The organism is Staphylococcus caseorum (genome assembly GCF_049943195.1).
Taxonomy (GTDB): Bacteria; Bacillota; Bacilli; order Staphylococcales; family Staphylococcaceae; genus Staphylococcus; species Staphylococcus equorum_A.
Map to the genome: position 1 here is coordinate 1,386,898 of NZ_JBNFUA010000001.1, position 20,892 is coordinate 1,407,789.

The following is a 20,892-nucleotide window of genomic DNA, read 5'->3' on the forward strand; positions in this document are numbered from 1 at the left end:
CCTAACATAATTTTATATAATAAGATTACCAAATTATATATATAAATTCAATTCCTTGCACCCATGTCATGACAATATTCAGCGATTATTTAACAATTTGTGAAAACGCTGTAGTTTTACACGAGTGATTTAACAACTTTTTCACATTTTTGGATATGATCATTGCCTATTTTTTTCATGAAATAATAACTTATAGAAGCAGTGATTGCTTGACCTACTACTGGGAACCATTTCGTTTGTTTTGCTGCAGTACGTTTCGCTACATCACGAATAACTACTTTGAGGATAGCACTTGATACTTTTTTACCAATAAATTGGCTACCTTGAATTGCCGCCGTAGTAAGCACACGTTCTTTCATGTCGTCTCCCATTGTATTAACTTGTTTATGATCAAGACCATAAATTTTATTTACGTCCTCAATAACATCTTTCATAAGTTTAATATCTACACTGAAGCCTAAACCTGGAATAGGTACTACACTTACGCCAGATGATAACATTGATTTTTTTCTCACTAAAGCCTCTGCACGTTGGCGACGCTCTTCAATTTCGTTATATGTTGTTGGTATACTACCTTTATTTTTTATATCTTCTATATTTAAAACTTTGTTTCCTACTTTTTGTGTAACGTTATTTGTGATTTTATTTTTAAAACTCATTATATTCACTCCTTAGTAATTTCTATACACTAAGAATAATACCCGTTTTTTCACACTTTACTGTATTTTTACAAAAATCGCTTTTAAATATTTTGAAGGTTTGTAGTGTGCATGCGTTTTAAAATCTTTTGGTAAGCCCATGACATCAATGATTTCAAAGTCCACTTCTTCTTTAGTTAACGTTTCCGTAACTACATTTTTAAATGCTTTTAATGAAAATGTACTGTTGTTTGTACATAATAGTAATGTACCTTCAGGACCTAGTATATCCAGTGCACCAACGATTAATTTATCGTAGTCTTTTAAGACAGAAAATGTTTTTTTCTTGTTTCTCGCAAAACTTGGTGGATCAATCACAATTGTATCGTAGAAGAAATCATGACGACGTGCATAATTATAGAAATTAAAAGTATCCATAACATAAATATATTGTGACGCCGGGTCTATAGAATTTAAACCGAAATTACTTTCAGTAAGCGCACGAGAGCGGTTAGCTAAATCAACACTTGTTGTCATCTCTGCATTATCTGCAGCTACAACTGAGAATGCCCCTGTATAACTGAATAAATTCAGTAAATTTTTATCTTGCGCGTATTGCTCTTTTAATTTCTTTCTTACTTCTCTTTGATCTAAAAAGATACCTGTCATAGGTCCATCGTTTAAATGTACATTGTAAAATGTGAAGTTTTCTTCGATGACAATTGGAAATTCTGGTGCATCTCCGTCAACGAAGCCACCTTCTACAGCGGCATCTTTAAAACGTAATTTTTCAAAAATTGACGTATAACCGAATATTGCTTTCAGTGCACTCAAAATATTATAACGGAACTTATAGATTCCTTTAGAATACCATTGAACTAAGTAATGACCATTGTAGTTGTCGATTGTGAGACCACCAACACCATCACCTTCGCCGTTAAATACTCTAAATGCATTTGTGCCCTCTACATTATAAAAATATTCACGTTCTTTTTTCGCAGTATTAAATAATTTTTCAAAAAATTGTGTATTAACCACTTCATCACGTGAGTAACTCAATACCCAACCGATGCCTTTATGTTGACGTCCAACGTACGCAGTTGCAATATACTGGTCTTTATCATTTAGTAGCTGAAATAAATCTCCTTCATGTAAGTGATCATGTGCGTAAATATCATCTTCACTTACCAATGGATATTCATTTAAATATTTTGTTTCTTTACCTCTATTTAATGTGGCAGTTTTCATAAAATTATGTCAGCCTTTCTACTATTTTTTTATATTTATCTCTCGCTTACCTATTTTATCATTTCAAGTACATCGTAACATCATTAATATTCATTTAACTCAAACGTTTTGACTAAGTATTTGTCATTCTTAAACTTTCTTAATAAAAAAACCTATCTTCCAACCGATTGGAAGATAGGTTCGTTAAACAACATTATTAAGTTTTTAATCTCTAGAAGGTTCTCGTAATTTAATTATAAACGCTACTACAACTGCAATTAACATCATAACTAAAATCGGTGTAATGAATATTGAAAGTAATAATCCGTGAACCATAATATTCATAAATTCAGTAAATAATTTAAAGAATAATAAACTTACCATAAATAATTGTAGATAATAAAATCGACCTTTCAAATAATTCGTCAATGTCGTTAAAATATAAATAATGATGATAATCATTAAGATGAACAACGTTATCCATTCAATGACATATTGCGTTTGGCCAATCTCCCAATTACCAGAAACAAATAATGAATTTCTATTATTAAATTCAATTAATGTGAAGAATAATAAAACCGCGCCACAAAATAATTCTACATAACTAGGTTTAATCCATTTTGGTTTCTTCATCCAATTTGGAACATCATCTTCTTGTATATCAATAATATTCTTCCATTTTTCAATAAATTTATCTTTCTTATCTCTTGCTTTCTGAATATCTACACTTCTACGAGTCTTACGCGTAAATTCTGTCGTTTTGTCTTGTAAAGTTTTCCAACGTTCCATCGTTTGGTTCGTTACAGTGTCTTTACTCGTTCTAGATAATTCTGGTTCTTCTTCGCCTAATTCCTGTTTTGTTAATGGTAATGATCTTCTTAAGAATAAGAAATTCCAAATTGACATTTGTCCCAGTAACCACATAATTATGAAAAATGTGTTAACGCTTAAGATGTCAATTGGTATAATTTCATCACTCTCAATTCTTCCATATAACACCAATTGTGTTATCAAATAACTAAACCCATAACTGAAAATAATCCATAAATAATGATATTTTCTATGTTCTTTATTTAACTCATCTTTATAAACGATATAACCAATGTGAATCACAAATGGTATTACGAAAATAATAGCGAAAAAACTATAAACTTGGGTCATCAAGATTAGCGTTATGATAAAGAAGAGAATACCAATAACTAAAAAGAATATTGAAATATCGTAGTCATATCGTGTTGTTCTAAATAAAGTAATTCCTAGCATAATTAATCCAATGCCAAATATAATTATTAAAATGGCGCTAACTACTGGAAAATTCCCTATGTAATTGCTCATTACCCTAATTATTTCAGCAAAAAATGCGTTTATAAAATCCCATACATTATGAATGTGTAAATCAATTTTACCTTTGCCATTTAATTTATGAATCATTGGTAAATTAATTAAAATGATGAGACCTGTGAAAAGCGAAACGATGCCTATAATATAACTATATAATATCTCAGCGTGTTTCTTCATAAAAGACATACCATTCACCTCAAAGTTATTATATATTAACATTTAGCTCTTGTCTTTAATAATCTCAATAAATAAGTCTATAGTATGATATAAATTAGTTGTATAGTCAAATTTCCACATATACCTTTACTCTAAACAATTTATTTAATATTACTTTTAATTTTACAGTTTTCTCCTCCATTTTTTAAGTACTTTTGTTTAGCCCTTTGCTCTTCGTGGTATTTAGGTTGTATAGATGATTAAACATGAAGGAGTGTTTTGTTTATGAGCAAAGAAGAATTAAATAAAAAAGCAGCTGAAAAAGCTAAAGAAACTGAAGATAAATTAAAAGATGAAAAAAATTCATCTGAAAAAAATAGCGAAGAAACGCAAAAAAATATTCAAGATACTTTTGATTGATAAAAGTATCACTTAGACATAAATACCTGTGTCTGGCTTAATTATTATACTAGTAGTAGCTATTTGATAGCTATTCTACTTTGTGGGAGCGAAAATGCAGAATCAAATTTTTGATTGCTGTTTCGCTCTTTTTTTAGTTTTCTGCCATATTCCCTCACTTTCCGCCTAACATGAAACATATAGCTATTTTAATATAGTAGAAGGCTAAATATATCTTGAAATACATAATATTTTTGATTAACTTCATTTACAACCTTGACAGAAATGATTAAAAATCATACATTAGAGTTAAATTAAATAATCATTCGCACTAGGGGTGTTTAGTGACTGAGATGAGGTATACCCTCAAACCCTTTGAACCTGATCTAGATTAAACTAGCGTAGGAAAGTGTACTGCGATACTTATTAAAAGATGGTATCCGTATGCCTGTATTTAACGCGCACCTTTCTAGAAGGTTGTGCGTTTTTTTATATAGGAGGAGTATATATGTCAAAAGGATTAAAACTTTCTGAGATACTAGTAACTGTATTAATAGCAGTAGTTTTCGCTGTCATTTATAACATTTGGAATTTTGTCTATAAAGCACTACAAGTTACAGGGCTTCATTTTGAAGAACTAACTTACGGTGCCTGGTTTATGGCAGCTATTGTAGCTTATCTTATTATTCCTAAAGCAGGTATCGCTATTTTAGCCGAATTTGCTGCAGGTGCTGGTGAAACGATTGTCATGGGCCGTTTTGATATTGCTACAATGGTTTATGCTTTAATACAAGGATTAGCATGTGAACTCATCTTTGCGCTTTTCAGATATAAATCTCGCTCAGCAATGGTTGCAATGTTAGCCGGTTTCTTGGCTTCAGTATCAACATTGCCATTAGATTTTGCTTATGGTTATCTCGGTGAAATAGCTGGTTGGAACCTTACATTATATATAGTATTTAGACTTATAAGTGGAATTGTCGTAGCAGGCCTTTTATCTTACTATATTGTGAAAGCCTTAGATCAAACTGGTGTCACTAAATTATTCAGACCTGCAACTCAGAGCGATTACGACAATTTATAAGGAGCAATAAACTTGATAGTCACAAAAAATTTACGTTTAAAATACCCTAACGGTCATAATAAAATATTTGATAATTTAACCCTTCATATAAAAGACAAAGAAAAAGTATTGCTCTTAGGTCCTTCTGGTTCAGGTAAAAGTACGTTATTAAACGTTTTAAGTGGTATCGTTCCTAATCTTATAGATTTACCTATGAAATATGATGAATTACAAATTGATGAGGATTGTGGCTTTATTTTTCAAGATCCAGACACTCAATTTTGTATGCCTAAAGTATATGAGGAACTCGCTTTTGTTTTAGAAAACTTGCGTGTACCACGCGATGAAATGGAAAGCCGTATTCAATCTGCCTTAGCAGCAGTAGATTTAAATGTCGATGAAAATCAACATATTAATCAATTAAGCGGTGGAATGAAACAAAAATTAGCAATTGCAGAAACTTTGTTACAACAAGCAAACACCCTATTCTTAGATGAACCAACAGCAATGCTAGATGTGGATGCAACTGCGGATTTATGGCAAAAAATAAAAGCATTGTGGCATGACCAAACTGTATTAATTGTAGAGCACAAAGTAGAACATATTTGGCAACATGTTGATCGTGTCATTCTATTAAATTATGATGGTGCCATAATAGCCGATGCACCTCCTAATAAGATATTGCATGACTATGAGCATCTATTAACGGAATATGGTGTGTGGCATCCTAATGCTTGGCAATCCGCCCCACCATCATTAAAAACACAACATGTTTCAACTACGCAACAATCAGATGATACCTTTAAATTTAAAAACGGCTTGATTAAACGAGGTAAACAGCAACTGATTAACATATCAGAATTAAACATTTGTGCTGGTGAATGGATTACCATCACCGGCTCGAATGGTAGCGGCAAAACTTCCTTATTAGAATCGATGATGCAACTCATTAAATATGATGGGAAAATGTATTTTAACAATCATGCATTATCAAAAATTAAAACTGCCGCAAAGCATATGTATTTAGTTTATCAAAATCCCGAATTACAATTTATTACTCATTCTGTATATGATGAAATTTACATTCAATATAAGAATAAAACACGTTCAACTGTTGAAGCTGAGCGAGAAACACAGAATATGCTTGAAATACTTAATTTACAAGCAGTTAAATCACAACATCCATATGAACTGTCTATGGGTCAAAAAAGACGTCTAAGCGTTGCAATTGCACTAAGTTCATCTTCTGACTTTATTTTACTTGATGAACCTACCTTTGGTCTCGATAGTCATAATACATTCAACCTTATTAAATTATTCCAAACACGTGTACAAAATGGACAAACGATTGTTATGGTAACGCATGATTCAGAAATTATTGCACGGTATCCAACCCGAAGACTTCATGTCGATCAACATCAATTAACTGAACTAAAGGGTGATACTTATGTTTGAGATATGGAAAAAACACTATTCATTTGTTGACGACGTCAACATTATTACTAAATTAGCAATGGCAGTCATTTTGTTTTTCTTTGTTATCTTTGTACATCAATTTGATTACATGCTCTATATAATGTTATTAATGTTGATATTTCTACTTTTATTTAATGGATTGCAATCCAAAATCACTTTTATTTTCATACTCTTTACTATCATTTTTAGTTTGATATCTGCTTTATTCATGATTTTCTATGGTAATGGCACACATACAATATTTAAATTAGGCTTTATTCAAATTACTACCGAAAGTTTATATCGTGGTTTGCACTTAGCAATGCGTACGACAACCATTTCTCTTTTTGGAATTTTAATTGCCTTCACATCACAAATCGTCATGATTTTTTATAGTCTTATGCAACATCTCAAAGTTAAACCTAAAATAGCATATGCATTTATGGCAGCAATTAGAATGGTTCCTTTAATGTTCACTTCATTATTTCAACTCAGAAAATCATTGAAAATGCGCTATCAAATGATTGATTCACGTAATTACAGAGGCTTTAAACGTTTAAAACATCTTGTAATACCACTACTAAGTCAAAACATTAGAAAAGCGCATCAATTATCAGTTGCTATGGAGAAGAAAGGATTTAAAGACGGACCTAGAACATACTATTATTATGCACCTTTCTCGTATAAAGATCTTTTATTAATCGTAGTTGTAAGTTCTATTTTAATTGTTGCATATTTCCTAGCACAATATGTTCCAATCACAGGAATTAATGATGTGCGTATTTCAAGTATTTACTAAATTACATTACTGTCCATGTAATTTAAACACAAAAGCGTTAAGACAAAACTTAAACCACTTTGTCTTAACGCTTTTGTGATAACTTATTCAATTTATATAATTCAAAATATCTATATATAAATTACTTTAATTGTTATTTAAGTGCTTTATCACTAATGTCCTTTCGATAAAACAATGCATTGCTTTTGATTTTATCGACCGCTTCATATGCTTTAGCTTTAGCACTTGCAACATCTTTGCCTTCACCTAAGGCCAGAATAACACGCCCACCAGATGTCACATATATATCTTGTTCTTTTTTTAATCCACTCACAAAGTATTGACCATCTAAATCGAAACCTGAAACAGTTTTACCCTTTTCATATTTTGCTGGATAACCTTTAGATGCAAGCATAACGCCTACTACAGAATCGGCTTTCCATTGAAAATGAATTGGTTTTTTAGCTTCTAAATCTAAAATATGCTGCATTAAATCACTTTCCATACGTGTTAAAAGTACTTGAGCTTCAGGATCACCAAAACGGGCATTAAACTCAATTACTTTTGGTCCTTCATCAGTAATAATTGCTCCAATGTATAGTACACCAAAAAATGAATAGCCTTCACTAACCAATGCTTTGGCAATAGGCTGTGCAATTTCTTCATTTGTTTGTTTGATAATAGCATCCTCAATGTGAGGCACTGGACAATACGCACCCATACCTCCGGTGTTCGGACCTAAGTCACCATCAAATGCCCGTTTATGGTCTTGCGCTATACAATCAAATGGCACAGCATAGTCATTATTTACGAAAGTCATTAACGAGAATTCTTCACCCTCAAGAAATTGTTCAAAAACCACAATGCCTTCTTCTTCCGGGTAAAGTTCTTCTACACCTGATAATGCTTCCTCATAGCTTTCCGCAATGATAACCCCTTTACCTGCTGCTAACCCATCTTTTTTCAATACAACTGGATACTCACATGATTGAATATAAGCTAATGCATCTTGCTTATTTGTAATTTCTGTATATTCAGCAGTTGGAATACCATATTTTTTCATTAATTCTTTAGCAAATAATTTTGAACCTTCGATTTGTGCAGCTGCTCGATTAGGTCCAAATACTTTTATTTGTGCAGCTTCTAATTTGTCAGCTAATCCATCTGTTAAAGGTTGCTCAGGGCCAATGATTGCCCATGTAATATCATGTTGTTGTGCAAATGCTACAATTTGTTCATGTTCTGTTTCTGCTATTTCACTATGTACCTGTGCAACATTCGACATTGCGTCATTACCTGGGATTGCAAATATTTCATTAACAAGTGGTGATTGCTTCAATTTGTGCGCTATAACGTGCTCTCTGCCACCTGCACCAATTACGAGTACTTTCATAAAGTTTATTGCCTCCAATTCCCTTAATGTTTAAAGTGTCGAACGCCTGTAGTTACCATTGCAATACCATATTTATTTGCCATATCAATAGATGCTTGATCTTTAATTGAACCGCCTGGCTGAATAATCGCTTTGATACCTGACTTAGCTGCTAATTCAACTGTATCATCCATTGGGAAGAAACCATCTGATACCATTGCAACCTGATCATTCATTTCTATCGCACGTTCTATGGCGATTTCTGCTGACCCAACACGGTTCATTTGTCCTGCGCCAATTCCGACTGTTTGTTTCGCATTACTGAGAATGATTGCGTTACTTTTCACAGATGCAACCACTTTCCATCCTAATAACATTGCATCCCATTGCGCTTCGGTAGGTTCAACTTCTGTGACTACTTTCATATCGTCACGTGTTAATTTCACATTATCTTTATCTTGTATTAAATAGCCACCTGAAACAGACACGACTTCTTGTTCACTGTTATCAATCGTCATATCAATTTCTAAAAGTCGTATATTTTTCTTTTTACTTAAAATGTCTAATGCTTCTTGTGTGAATTTTGGAGCAATAATAACTTCTAAGAATATTTCATGTAAAGTTTCTGCCAACGTGCTATCTACAGATCTATTTAAAGCGACAATTCCACCAAAAATAGATTGACTATCCGCTTCAAAGGCATATTGATAAGCATCATTAATTGATTCTCCAACACCTACACCACAAGGATTCATATGTTTTACTGCTACTGCCGCTGGTTGTTCAAATTGCTTAACAAGTGATAAAGCTGCATCTGCATCTTTAATATTGTTATAGCTTAATTGTTTACCATGTAACTGTTTGGCGCCTCCAAGTGTGTGCGCTGCAGTAGATGTACGAACAAACTGTGCTGATTGTTGTGGGTTTTCACCATAGCGTAGACTTTCTTTATTATCTTTAAAGAATTCAACAATTGCTGCATCATATTGATTTGTGTGATCAAACACTTTGATCATCAGTGACTTACGGTATGCTTCATCCAAATCGTCATTTTTCAGTTTTTCAATAACTTCATTATAATCTGCTGGATGTACGACTGTCGTGACATGTTTAAAGTTTTTAGCTGCAGCACGTAACATAGTTGGTCCACCGATATCGATGTTTTCGATTGCATCGCTTTCTGTAACATCAGGATTCGCTACAGTTTCTTTAAATGGATATAGATTAACTACCACCATATCTATAAGATCAATATGCTGCGCTTTTAATTGTTGCAAATGTTCTGGCTTATCTCGATCAGCTAGTATACCTCCATGAACAGATGGATGTAATGTTTTAACTCTTCCATCCATAATTTCTTCAAATTGTGTTAATTCTGAAATTGATTTTACTGGAACATTCGCTTCGACTAAAGCTTGCATCGTGCCACCTGTAGAATATAACTCATACCCTAATTCGTTTAAGGATTGGGCAAATGCCACAACACCACTTTTATTAGACACACTTAAAATTGCTTTTTTCATTTTGTATTGGCACCTCTTATTTAATGATTTTGGATATCACTTTCGGATATAATTCATGTTCCATCACTTTAATTCTTTCTTCTAGTTGTTCTTTCGTATCGTCCGGGTATATATCACATGTCCATTGTTCGATAATTTCTCCTGTGTCCATCCCACTGTCCACATAATGCACTGTTGTACCTGTAATCGTATCACCGCTCTCCAGAGCTTGGCCTACTGCGTCTTTACCTTTATATTTAGGTAACAGTGAAGGGTGTATATTAATAATACGTCTATTGTATGCTTTTAATATATTTTCACCAATCAGCTTCATATAACCTGCTAGAACAATCCATTCTACTTGCTCTGAAGTAAGCCATTCGATAATTTTACGCTCATAATCTGCTTTAGAAGGAAAATTTTTAAGTTCATTGATGTGAACATCTAAATTATATTTTCTAGCACGTTCAATACAATAAGCACTTACTTGGTCTGTGTATAAGGCAGTGACTTCTATATGAGGTAAATTACCTTCTTCGATTTGAGTCATGATGCTTTCAAAGTTACTACCTGATCCTGACGCAAAAATAGCTATTTTAGTCACAGTTATACCCCCAATAATTGAATTGGTTGATCACCTTTAACGATTTCACCAATTTGGTATGCCTTTACTTGTTGTTGTTCCAATATATTTAACACTGCTGCTTCATTTTCTTTGTCTACAATTAATGTAAAACCAATGCCCATGTTAAAAACATTATACATTTCTTCAGTTGAGATTTCCCCTTGTGTTTGTAACCAGTCAAATATTTGCGGTGTTGGAAATTTTGACACATTAATTTTTGCTGTAACTCCTTCAGGTAATGCTCTAGGAATATTTTCATAGAAACCACCACCAGTAATATGCGTCATTGCATGGATTTTCACTGCATCTTTTACAGCAAGCACTGGTTTAACATATAAACGTGTAGGTTCTAAAAAGACATTTAAGAATGTGCGTTGTTCATCAAACTTATCATTTAAATTAATTCCTGATTTATTAATTAAATTTCTAACTAAACTATAACCATTTGAATGAATACCACTAGATTCAAGACCTATAATAACTTGTCCTGGTACAACTGAAGTGCCATCGATATATTCATCTTTTTCTACAGCGCCTACAGCAAAACCTGCTAAATCATATTCTCCTTCGTGATACATTTCTCCCATTTCAGCTGTTTCTCCACCAATAAGTGCAGTGTTTGTTTCTTCACAGCCATCGCTTACCCCTTTGACAATCTGTTCAACGACTTCTGGAATTACTTTATGTGTTGCAATATAATCTAAGAAATAAAGTGGCTCTGCACCGGTCGTTAAAATATCATTCACACACATTGCAACGGCATCGACACCTATCGTATCGTGCTTATTGTTATCTATAGCTAATTTCAACTTTGTTCCAACACCATCAGTTCCTGAGACAAGTAAGGGCGCTTTCATATTCAATTGCGACAAATCAAATGTTGCACCGAAACCGCCAAGTCCACCAAGTACTTCCTTACGCATCGTTCTTTTAACATGACTCGACATACGTTCTACCGCTTCATAACCTGCGTTAATGTCGACACCTGCTTGTTGGTATGCTTTAGACATTTAAATTCCCCTCTTTATCAAAGTATTGTGTATGATTTGCTAAATATTCTTTTTGACGTTCACTTAAATGCTCTAGATAGTCTGACTCATAGTCATAAAGTCCAGCTGGGTAATCTCCTGTAAAACTTTCCACACATAAACCACTGTAAGGTGCATCTTCATTCAGACCAATAGATTGAATAAGCCCATTGACAGTTAAGTATGCTAAAGAATCTGATCCAATATGGTCACTAATTTCTTGAGGCGATTTATTCGCAGAAATCAGTTCAGCTGTTGTCGAGACGTCTATGCCATAAAAACTTGGAAACATAAACTCTGGCGAAGCAATACGAACGTGCACTTCATTAGCGCCTGCGTCTTTTAGCATTTGTACAATGCGTCTACTTGTCGTACCTCTTACAATGGAATCATCTACAAGTACAATATTTTTATTATGAACGATATCTTTAACTGCAGACAGCTTAACTCGTACGCCCTGCTCTCGTAATTCTTGTGTAGGTTGAATAAATGTACGCGCTACGTATTGATTTTTAACAAGTCCCATCTCATAAGGTAATCCGCTTTCCTCTGCGTAACCTGAAGCCGCAGATAGAGAAGAATTAGGCACACCAATGACCATATCCGCATTGTCAGCTGGACTTTCTTGGGCAAGCTGTTTACCTGATTGTTTTCTAATTGCATGAACATTTTTACCAGCAATCGTAGAATCAGGTCTTGCGAAATAAATATATTCCATTGCTGAAATTGCAGTTGTCGTATGTCTTGTATAAGACTCTACTCTAATACCCTCGTCATTAATCACAACATATTCACCTGCATGAATATCTTGCACAAATTCTGCGCCTAGTACATCAATCGCACATGTTTCACTAGCAATGATATATGCACCAGTCTTCATTTTGCCTACAACTAACGGGCGAATTGCATTAGGGTCAACTGCACCATACAACGCATCTTTTGTTAATAATGCGAAAGTAAAGCCACCTTTGATTTTTCTCAAGCTTTCTTGAAGCGCATCTTCAAAGGTTGGCGCCTTACTTCTACGTATTAAATGCATAATTACTTCTGTATCTGATGAAGAATGGAAAATAGACCCCTGATGTTCTAATGATCTTTTTAAACTTTGTGCATTAATTAGATTACCGTTATGACAAACGGCGGCACTCATATCATAAAAATGATATAAAAATGGTTGCATATTTTCTATTCCTTTATTACCAGAAGTGGCATAACGTACATGACCGATTGCATGTTTATAGGATTTAAAAGATTCAAGTTGGGTATCTGAAATTGCTTCAGTAAGTAAACCCATACCACGTTGCCCAACAAGTGATTCGCCATCCGAACACACGATACCAGCGCCTTCTTGGCCGCGGTGTTGTAAACTGTGTAACCCCATATATGTTAACTGTGCAGCTTCTGGATGATCCCAAATTCCAAATACACCACACTCTTCATTTAATCCACTGTAGTCATACATTTAGGAATAGCCCCTTCCCATAATTCATTCAGATTTTTAACTTCTCGCGTTACTTGAACTTCCTTGTTTGATACGAAGAATTGGCCGTCTTGAGTTAACTTACCAATTTCTACTGCGTTTTCTACATCGAACGATTGACCTTCTTTAACTGCAACAACATAACGTCCTTGTGTTTCACTGAAAAGTTGTTCGTTTGTAATATCTAAATTAACGTTCATGCCTAATTGATGATATGCACTTATTCGTGCCAATGTCACTAATAACCCACCCTTACCAACTGTTTGTACATGTGACGCAACACCATTACGAATTGTTTGTTTAATAGCTTCGCCTTTACGTACTTCATCTGATAAATCAATCGCTTCAAACTCATGATTGACCTCTTTGTAAAGTAGTTTCTCAATTTGACTTCCGCCAAAATCATCTTTTGTTTCACCAACAATGTATAAAGTATCTCCTGCATGCGGCGTAAATTCATTTAGATATTGAATATCTTCAATTAATCCAACCATACCTACAACCGGTGTTGGGAAAATAGATGCTTCTCTATTTTCGTTATATAATGACACGTTACCAGACACGACAGGGGTGCTTAAAACTTCACAAGCTTCTGCCATACCTTTTGTTGAGTCTGCAAGTTGTTGATAGATTTCTTTATTTTCTGGAGAACCATAATTCAAACAATCTGTCATAGCTAATGGTGTAGCACCTACAGATATTAAATTGCGATATGCTTCAGCAACGACCATTTTCCCTCCTTCATATGGATTATTAAAGACGTAACGTGCTTCGCCATCGATTGTTGATGCGATAGCTTTATTTGTACCTTCAACACGTACTACAGATGATTGTAAACCTGGTTTAACAATAGTATTTGCACCGACTTGTTGGTCGTATTGTTCGTATAAATAACGTTTTGATGCAATCGTAGGATGTTGTAGTAATTGGTCAAACACATTTTCTACATCAATATTGCTATAATCATTTTTTGCTGTATTATATTCTGGCGCTTCACCTTCTAGAGTGTATACAGGTGCTTCGTCTGATAACGGTTGTACTGGTATGTCAGCATATACTTCGCCTTCATAAGTAAGAACAAAGCGATCTGTATCTGTTACCTCACCAATTACTGCGCTATCTAGTTCATGTTTGTCGAATAATTCTAAAAATTTATTTTCTGTACCTTTTTCAACAACAAGTAGCATACGTTCTTGTGTTTCAGAGAGCATCATTTCATATGGTGAAATGCCTTCTTCTCTAGTCGGTACATTTTCAAGTTTAAGATGTAAGCCATTGCCACCTTTTGCTGCCATCTCTGAAGATGAGGACGTAAGTCCGGCTGCACCCATATCTTGTATACCTACAAGTTCATCAAATGTAATTGCTTCGAGCGTTGCTTCCATTAATTTTTTACCAACAAATGGATCACCAATTTGAACAGATGGTCGTTTACTTTCACTATCTTCACTTAGTTCTTCAGAAGCGAATGTAGCACCATGAATACCATCACGGCCGGTTTTTAATCCAACATAGATGACTGGGTTGCCTTCACCTTTAGCAGTTCCTTTTTGAATCATATCGTGGTCAATAACACCCACACACATAGCATTAACTAAGGGGTTACCATCATATCTACTATCGAATTCAATTTCGCCTGCAGTAGTCGGGATACCAATACAGTTACCATAACCGCCAATACCAGCGACAACACCACGTAATAAACGACGATTTTGTTTCTCTGTTAATTCACCGAAACGTAAACTATTTAATAAATTGATAGGTCTTGCACCCATAGAAACAATATCTCTAATGATACCGCCAACACCTGTAGCTGCGCCTTGGTAGGGTTCTACTGCTGAAGGATGATTATGTGATTCAACCTTGAATACTACTGCTTGATCATCGCCAATATCTACAACACCAGCGCCTTCACCTGGTCCCATCAATACATGTTTACCAGAAGTTGGAAATTGTGTTAAAAATGGTTTTGAATGTTTGTATGAACAATGTTCACTCCACATTACAGAAAAAATACCTATTTCAGTAAAATTAGGTTCACGTCCTAAGATTTCACAAACTTTATCGTATTCTTTATCAGTTAAACCCATATCTTTATATAAGCGCTCTAATTTAATTTCCTCTGAACTTGGCTCTAAAAATTTAGACATTTTGTTCCCTCCAACTATTTACCATTGCTTCAAATAATTTCACTCCACTATCAGTGCCTAAAATTGACTCAATTGCGCGTTCTGGATGTGGCATCATACCGCACACATTTCCTTTTTCGTTAATAATTCCGGCTATGTCATTATACGAACCATTCGGATTGTCCAGATATTTTAAAATAATTTGATTGTTGGCTTCTAATGCTTCATACATTTCTGGCGTACAATAATAGTGACCTTCACCATGTGCAACTGGATAAATTACTTCTTCATTCGCTTCATATAAATTGGTATACATCGTTTTATTATTTACAACTTTTAAAGTTTCATTACGACTAACAAATAAATGAGAGTCGTTATGCAATAATGCACCTGGTAACAATCCAATTTCAGTCAAAATTTGAAAACCATTACATACACCTAAAACCGGTTTTCCTTCATTTGCAAAACGTTTAACTTCTTCTGTAATCGGTGCAACACTCGCCATCGCACCTGAGCGTAAATAGTCCCCGAATGAGAAGCCGCCAGGTATAAGTACACCATCAAACCCTTCTAAAGAAGTATTTCTATAATCTACAAATTCTGCTTGGACACCAGCTTTCACTGCCGCGTTATACATATCTCGGTCACAGTTTGATCCTGGAAATTTCAACACTGCAAATTTCATTAAGCTTTCTCTCCTTCATCCAAAACTTTGTAACTATATTCTTCAATTACAGTATTAGCAAATAATTTTTCACTTAGTGTTGTAATGACATTGTGTACAGCTTCGTCAGTTGCTTCATCAATTGTCATATATAAAACTTTACCTACACGAATATCGTTTACTTGTTTATATCCTAAATCATGTACTGCGCGGTTTAACGCTTGTCCTTGTGTATCCAGTACTTGCGGTTGTAAAGTGATGTGTAATTCGATTGTTTTCATTTTTATAATGCCTCCAATTTATTTAAGAAAGTTTGATATGTTTCAATAATTGATCCCGTGTCCTCACGATATACATCTTTATCAAAATTTGTATCGCTATGTTTATCCCATATGCGACAAGTGTCTGGTGAAATTTCGTCAGCTAATATTATTTGACCATCTGTCGTACGCCCAAATTCAATTTTAAAGTCTACTAACCTTAAATCCATTTTATCCATTAACTGAACAAGTATCGCGTTTATTTCTTTAGCCGCTTCTTTTAAAATAGCAATTTCATCATCTGTTGCTATGTGTAATAATTTAATATGATCTTCAGTAATCAATGGATCATTTAAATCATCATTTTTATAGAAAAACTCTACGAGTGGAGCATCAAATTCATGGCCTTTTTCAAAACCTAATCTCTTTGTTATAGAACCAGCTGCAATATTTCTTACTACTACTTCCAAAGGAATAATATCTACCGATTTCACAAGTTGTTCAGTTTCAGAAGTTTGTTCAATAAAGTGACTATTCACGCCTTGAGCTTTTATAAAATTAAAAATTCTAGAAGTAATTTGATTGTTTAATCGTCCTTTACCTTCTATGAAATCTTTTTTAGCCCCATTTCCAGCTGTCACTTCATCTTTATATTCAACGCGTAGTATTTCAGGTTCTCCAGTTGAAAAAATTCTTTTCGCTTTCCCTTCATATAACAAAGACATTAGTTGTATCTCCCTTCAAATGTGTTTAACAATGTTTCTTCAGAACGAGTCACATCATCAGTTAAAACAGTTAAATGACCCATTTTTCTATCTGCTTTACGAGTGTTTTTACCATATATATGCACATGCCAGTCTGGATGATCAGCAAATTGATCTTCTAAAAGATCTAAATCTCTACCTAATAAATTCATCATTACTGCAGGTTTTAGCAATTCAATAGATTGCGGTAATTTTTGTCCTGTAATCGCTAATATATGTGTGTCAAATTGAGAGTAATCACATGCTTCTATAGAATAATGTCCCGAATTATGTGGTCTCGGTGCAATTTCATTAACATATAAATGATTGTGTGCATCGATAAAGAATTCCACTGTAAATGTGCCTACAAAATGGATGTGGTCAATAATTTTTTTAACTTCATTTTGTGCTGCCTGTTCTTTTTCGATATCTGTACGGGCTGGTACAATTGTTTTAAATAGTATTTGATTTTGATGTTCATTTTCTTGGAGTGGAAAGTACGTGATTTGGTTATCATTGCCAATCGTCACTGTAAGTGAAACTTCTTTTTTTAAGTCTAGAAATTGTTCGGCTACACATTCTTGTTCATCAACAAGCAACTTTGCTTCATCAATATGAGTTGAGTCTTTAACCAAAACTTGGCCTTTCCCATCATAACCACCGAAACGTGTTTTTACGATAAATGGATAACCAATGGTTTCAATTGCTTGATTCAAATCACTTGGTTCAGATAATTGAACGAATGGTGCAATTTGAGTTTGTGCTGCTTGCAATGTTTGTTTTTCAGTCAATCGGTCTTGTAGCAACTGAATTGCTTGGTAGCCTTGAGGAATATTGTATTTTGAGACTAGTGTTTGCAGTTGACTAGCTGAAATGTTTTCAAATTCGTAAGTAATGACGTCCGATGATTCACCAAGTTGATTTAAAGCTTCTTGATTATCATAAGCGGCATTAATAAATTCATGGGCAACATATTGACATGGGCACGCTTGATCAGGATCGAGTACAATAACTTTAAACCCCATTTTTTGTGCAGATTGTGCCATCATTTTACCCAGCTGACCTCCGCCAATAATGCCAATAGTGGAACCGAATTTTAATTTACTGAAGCTCATGTTGCATTTCACTCACTTTCTCAACTAATGATTTTTCGAAATTTTCCAAATTCTTTTGGACTTTTTTATTGCCAATGCTTAAAATCCTAGCCGCTAACACGCCTGCATTCTTGGCACCAGCTTTGCCTATTGCAGTTGTTGCTACTGGTATACCTCCAGGCATTTGAACGATAGATAATAGAGAATCTAATCCTTTTAAACTTTTTGACTCGATTGGCACCCCAATCACAGGTAATGTTGTCATTGATGCTACCATACCTGGTAAATGTGCTGCACCACCTGCTCCAGCAATAATGACGTCGTATCCTTTGTCTCTTGCTTCTTTAGAAAATTCAAACATTAATTGTGGCGTACGATGCGCTGAAACTACTTTTTTATCGTAAGGAATTTCTAATTGATCTAGCATAAGGCAACTTTCTTTCATTGTCTCCCAATCAGAAGAACTCCCCATTATAACTACCACTTTCACAATGAACACCCTTTCAGAAATTTGAAATGTTACTACTATTAGATGTATATTACAGATATAGCATAACAACTAAACGATGGTTTTTCAATCAAAAATCGAACTTTAAATCAAAAAAATGATTCAATCTACGTCTTTTGGTTGTTATTCATCAAGTTTTTTATGTTAAAGTTAAGTAAAGTACACACATTGGAGGAGGATTTTTTCATGGTCGCTAAAATTTTAGACGGAAAACAAATTGCAAAAGATTACAGACAAGGTCTTAAAGATCAAGTTGAAGCATTGCAATCTAAGGGTTACACACCTAAATTATCTGTAATACTTGTAGGTAACGATGGTGCAAGTCAAAGTTATGTAAATTCTAAAAAGAAAGCAGCAGAAAAAATTGGTATGATTTCTGAAATCGTACATTTAGATGAATCAACATCTGAAGAAGACGTTCTAAACGAACTTAAACGTTTAAATGAAGATGATACTGTGAGCGGTATATTAGTACAAGTACCTTTACCAAAACAAGTAAGCGAACAAAAAGTTATAGAATCTATAGATCCAGCAAAAGATGTGGATGGCTTCCACCCTGAAAATATTGGTAAACTTTATATAGACCAACAAACTTTCGTTCCATGTACACCATTAGGTATTATGGAATTATTGAATCATGCTGACATTGATTTAGAAGGAAAAGATGCAGTTGTTATCGGACGTAGTCATATCGTAGGACAACCTGTATCTAAATTATTATTACAAAAAAATGCTTCTGTTACGATTCTTCATTCAAGAACTAAGGATATGCACAGTCATTTAAAAAATGCTGATGTCATCGTTAGTGCTGTCGGTCGTCCAGGATTAGTTACAAAAGAAGATGTCAAAGAAGGCGCAGTTGTGATTGATGTTGGTAACACGCCAGACGAAAATGGTAAATTAAAAGGTGATATTGCTTACGATGAAGTAAAAGAAGTTGCAGGTGCAATTACTCCAGTTCCTGGTGGCGTTGGCCCAATGACTATTACTATGGTTTTAAATAATACACTTATGGCGGAAAAAATGCGTAGAGGCATTGAATAGTCGTTCGAGAATGATTAGTGCGTATTGTTACTATTAATATATGAATAAAGAGAGGTTAGATTCCACTTTGTGATATCTAACCTCTCTTTTATATAATATTCAAGATTCAAATGCTTCATCTAAATAATACTTACACAGCAACAATTATTTTAGGTATAAATAATTCAACATGTATTTTCAATTCATCGACGCCTATTTATCGTAAAGTTGTGATAATAGATTTCAAGAAAAAGCTTCCTCCATATCCATATATTTCTAAATATCTTTAAAAAAACTGTTCCAGTTAAAATTTTGCTATATAACCTTGTGCAGTTTTGTTATGAATAATATATTCAACCTTTTTTCCGCTGTTGCTATGCTTTCTAACTTACTATTCATTTATTATGGTGTAGATAAATGAATAAAGTCATTTTCATTAAGCCCATCATATATTATTGAAGAAACTTCACATTCATAATCTCTATTATCATCTCTTTTGACAGTATAAGTAAGTGATTTAAGTCATCTCCTACTATTAAATAGTGTCTTTTACATGGCATTCCAATTTTCCACTTTCTACAATAATATATCGCTTCGATCACTTCGATAAAAAATTGACTGAGATTTTCCGACGATATCTTTTAAATTTCAATTAAACCCCCTACGCTACTTTCGTATAAAATTTAATATCATTTGAAGTTTGTTATGTCAAAATTCACAGAACGTTCAATTTACTAAATATTAACTGAAAATTACAGCTAGATTCAAAGTCATAAGTTATATTAGGACTATAGTACGATGTATTCTAAACTCATTTAAAGTATAGTATAGTTGAATAAAACAAATGACGGTCATACGGAGGTTAACGTTATGAACAAACTAATACAGTCATTATCAGCCTTAGGCGTATCTGCTACACTTGTGTCACCTAACTTAAGTGCAGAAGCTACTGATAATTCAACACCAGAACTAAAAGGTACTAATGATACAATCATCGAAAAAGGTGACGATTACAATTTACTTAATGGTGTAAGTGCCTTTGATAAAGAAGATGGCGATTTAACTCATAAAATTACCGTTGATGGAGATATAAATACAAATAAAACTGGAAAGTACAAAGTTGAATATAAAGTTGAAGATTCAAATGGCGCTATAAAAAAATCAATACGTTATGTTGAAGTTAAGTAACACATAGATTTCATACATAGTCTCAAGAAATCGTAAATGATAACGATTATCACAGTTTTTAAGACAAAATTACTCTTTCGACTTAATTATGACACTTTTCACAAAATGTACACATAATTTTAACAAATCTTTAAAAGCCCGTCAGACATTGGTTCTGTTGGGTTTCTTTTAATTTTACAATAATTTTTTTCGCACAAACACTTGTAATAATTGCGTAAT

General features: G+C 33.9%; 20 protein-coding genes and 1 riboswitch. Of the genes, 6 read left to right on the plus strand and 14 right to left on the minus strand.

The features are described 5' to 3' along the window. Window positions 1–116: 116 nt before the first annotated feature. The 3 genes from ACP3TL_RS07210 to auxA all read right to left on the minus strand — a co-directional run bounded on the left by ACP3TL_RS07210 (window position 117) and on the right by auxA (window position 3,392). Complete coding sequence (locus ACP3TL_RS07210; RefSeq protein ID WP_069832427.1) at window positions 117–659, minus strand: DUF697 domain-containing protein; 543 nt, start codon at window positions 657–659, stop codon at window positions 117–119. 57 nt (window positions 660–716) lie between these two features. After that, on the minus strand, window positions 717–1,886 hold the full coding sequence (locus ACP3TL_RS07215) for a class I SAM-dependent rRNA methyltransferase (RefSeq protein WP_069832426.1): 1,170 nt from the start codon (window positions 1,884–1,886) through the stop codon (window positions 717–719). Window positions 1,887–2,090: 204 nt separating this feature from the next. Continuing rightward, window positions 2,091–3,392 carry a lipoteichoic acid stability factor AuxA gene (auxA, locus tag ACP3TL_RS07220; RefSeq protein WP_069832425.1) on the minus strand — a complete coding sequence of 434 codons (1,302 nt, stop codon included), beginning with the start codon at window positions 3,390–3,392 and terminating at the stop codon, window positions 2,091–2,093. Window positions 3,393–3,647: 255 nt separating this feature from the next. On the opposite strand from auxA, the gene graF reads away from it, so the two are divergent. The 4 genes from graF (at window position 3,648) to ACP3TL_RS07240 (ending at window position 7,078) form a co-directional block, all read left to right on the plus strand. After that, window positions 3,648–3,782, plus strand: a complete 135-nt coding sequence (gene graF, locus ACP3TL_RS07225) for a glycopeptide resistance-associated protein GraF (protein WP_218086612.1) — start codon at window positions 3,648–3,650, stop codon at window positions 3,780–3,782. A gap of 302 nt (window positions 3,783–4,084) precedes the next feature. Beyond that, a riboswitch (TPP riboswitch) is annotated at window positions 4,085–4,186 on the plus strand. 83 nt (window positions 4,187–4,269) lie between these two features. Next, window positions 4,270–4,845 carry an ECF transporter S component gene (locus tag ACP3TL_RS07230; protein WP_069832424.1) on the plus strand — a complete coding sequence of 192 codons (576 nt, stop codon included), beginning with the start codon at window positions 4,270–4,272 and terminating at the stop codon, window positions 4,843–4,845. 12 nt (window positions 4,846–4,857) lie between these two features. Continuing rightward, window positions 4,858–6,279: an ABC transporter ATP-binding protein gene (locus tag ACP3TL_RS07235; protein WP_069832423.1), complete on the plus strand. Its 1,422-nt coding sequence runs from the start codon at window positions 4,858–4,860 to the stop codon at window positions 6,277–6,279. Continuing rightward, window positions 6,272–7,078, plus strand: a complete 807-nt coding sequence (locus ACP3TL_RS07240) for an energy-coupling factor transporter transmembrane component T family protein (protein ID WP_069832422.1) — start codon at window positions 6,272–6,274, stop codon at window positions 7,076–7,078. Before ACP3TL_RS07235 ends, ACP3TL_RS07240 begins: the two co-directional genes overlap by 8 nt. Window positions 7,079–7,211: 133 nt before the next feature. On the opposite strand, the gene purD is transcribed toward ACP3TL_RS07240, so the two are convergent. From purD to purE, 11 genes are read right to left on the minus strand one after another with little or no spacing between them, the layout of a single operon-like run. Then, window positions 7,212–8,450 (minus strand): phosphoribosylamine--glycine ligase, encoded by a 1,239-nt coding sequence (gene purD / locus ACP3TL_RS07245; protein WP_069832421.1) that lies wholly within the window; start codon window positions 8,448–8,450, stop codon window positions 7,212–7,214. A 23-nt stretch (window positions 8,451–8,473) separates the two neighbouring features. Beyond that, entirely contained in the window at window positions 8,474–9,952 is a 1,479-nt protein-coding gene (purH, locus tag ACP3TL_RS07250; protein WP_069832420.1) for a bifunctional phosphoribosylaminoimidazolecarboxamide formyltransferase/IMP cyclohydrolase, read from the minus strand. A gap of 16 nt (window positions 9,953–9,968) precedes the next feature. Then, window positions 9,969–10,535 (minus strand): phosphoribosylglycinamide formyltransferase, encoded by a 567-nt coding sequence (gene purN, locus ACP3TL_RS07255; protein WP_069816441.1) that lies wholly within the window; start codon window positions 10,533–10,535, stop codon window positions 9,969–9,971. 2 nt (window positions 10,536–10,537) lie between these two features. Then, window positions 10,538–11,566 carry a phosphoribosylformylglycinamidine cyclo-ligase gene (purM, locus tag ACP3TL_RS07260; RefSeq protein ID WP_069832419.1) on the minus strand — a complete coding sequence of 343 codons (1,029 nt, stop codon included), beginning with the start codon at window positions 11,564–11,566 and terminating at the stop codon, window positions 10,538–10,540. Next, complete coding sequence (gene purF, locus ACP3TL_RS07265) at window positions 11,559–13,046, minus strand: amidophosphoribosyltransferase (RefSeq protein ID WP_069832418.1); 1,488 nt, start codon at window positions 13,044–13,046, stop codon at window positions 11,559–11,561. The genes purM and purF overlap by 8 nt, the downstream gene beginning before the upstream one ends. After that, complete coding sequence (gene purL, locus ACP3TL_RS07270) at window positions 13,025–15,214, minus strand: phosphoribosylformylglycinamidine synthase subunit PurL (protein WP_285336733.1); 2,190 nt, start codon at window positions 15,212–15,214, stop codon at window positions 13,025–13,027. Before purL ends, purF begins: the two co-directional genes overlap by 22 nt. Further along, complete coding sequence (purQ, locus tag ACP3TL_RS07275) at window positions 15,207–15,878, minus strand: phosphoribosylformylglycinamidine synthase I (protein ID WP_069832416.1); 672 nt, start codon at window positions 15,876–15,878, stop codon at window positions 15,207–15,209. The genes purL and purQ overlap by 8 nt, the downstream gene beginning before the upstream one ends. Further along, window positions 15,878–16,138 carry a phosphoribosylformylglycinamidine synthase subunit PurS gene (gene purS / locus ACP3TL_RS07280; RefSeq protein ID WP_057511817.1) on the minus strand — a complete coding sequence of 87 codons (261 nt, stop codon included), beginning with the start codon at window positions 16,136–16,138 and terminating at the stop codon, window positions 15,878–15,880. Before purS ends, purQ begins: the two co-directional genes overlap by 1 nt. 2 nt (window positions 16,139–16,140) lie before the next feature. Further along, window positions 16,141–16,842, minus strand: coding sequence for a phosphoribosylaminoimidazolesuccinocarboxamide synthase (purC, locus tag ACP3TL_RS07285; RefSeq protein WP_069832415.1), 702 nt, complete (start codon window positions 16,840–16,842; stop codon window positions 16,141–16,143). Next, window positions 16,842–17,975: a 5-(carboxyamino)imidazole ribonucleotide synthase gene (gene purK, locus ACP3TL_RS07290; RefSeq protein ID WP_069832414.1), complete on the minus strand. Its 1,134-nt coding sequence runs from the start codon at window positions 17,973–17,975 to the stop codon at window positions 16,842–16,844. Before purK ends, purC begins: the two co-directional genes overlap by 1 nt. After that, window positions 17,962–18,444 carry a 5-(carboxyamino)imidazole ribonucleotide mutase gene (gene purE, locus ACP3TL_RS07295; protein ID WP_069832413.1) on the minus strand — a complete coding sequence of 161 codons (483 nt, stop codon included), beginning with the start codon at window positions 18,442–18,444 and terminating at the stop codon, window positions 17,962–17,964. The genes purK and purE overlap by 14 nt, the downstream gene beginning before the upstream one ends. 204 nt (window positions 18,445–18,648) lie before the next feature. Between purE and folD the strand changes: the two genes are divergently transcribed. Together folD and ACP3TL_RS07305 are read left to right on the plus strand one after the other, a co-directional pair. Beyond that, window positions 18,649–19,506 carry a bifunctional methylenetetrahydrofolate dehydrogenase/methenyltetrahydrofolate cyclohydrolase FolD gene (gene folD, locus ACP3TL_RS07300; RefSeq protein WP_069816458.1) on the plus strand — a complete coding sequence of 286 codons (858 nt, stop codon included), beginning with the start codon at window positions 18,649–18,651 and terminating at the stop codon, window positions 19,504–19,506. 849 nt (window positions 19,507–20,355) lie between these two features. After that, window positions 20,356–20,673 (plus strand): DUF5011 domain-containing protein, encoded by a 318-nt coding sequence (locus ACP3TL_RS07305; RefSeq protein ID WP_069816460.1) that lies wholly within the window; start codon window positions 20,356–20,358, stop codon window positions 20,671–20,673. The last annotated feature ends 219 nt before the right edge of the window (window positions 20,674–20,892 follow it).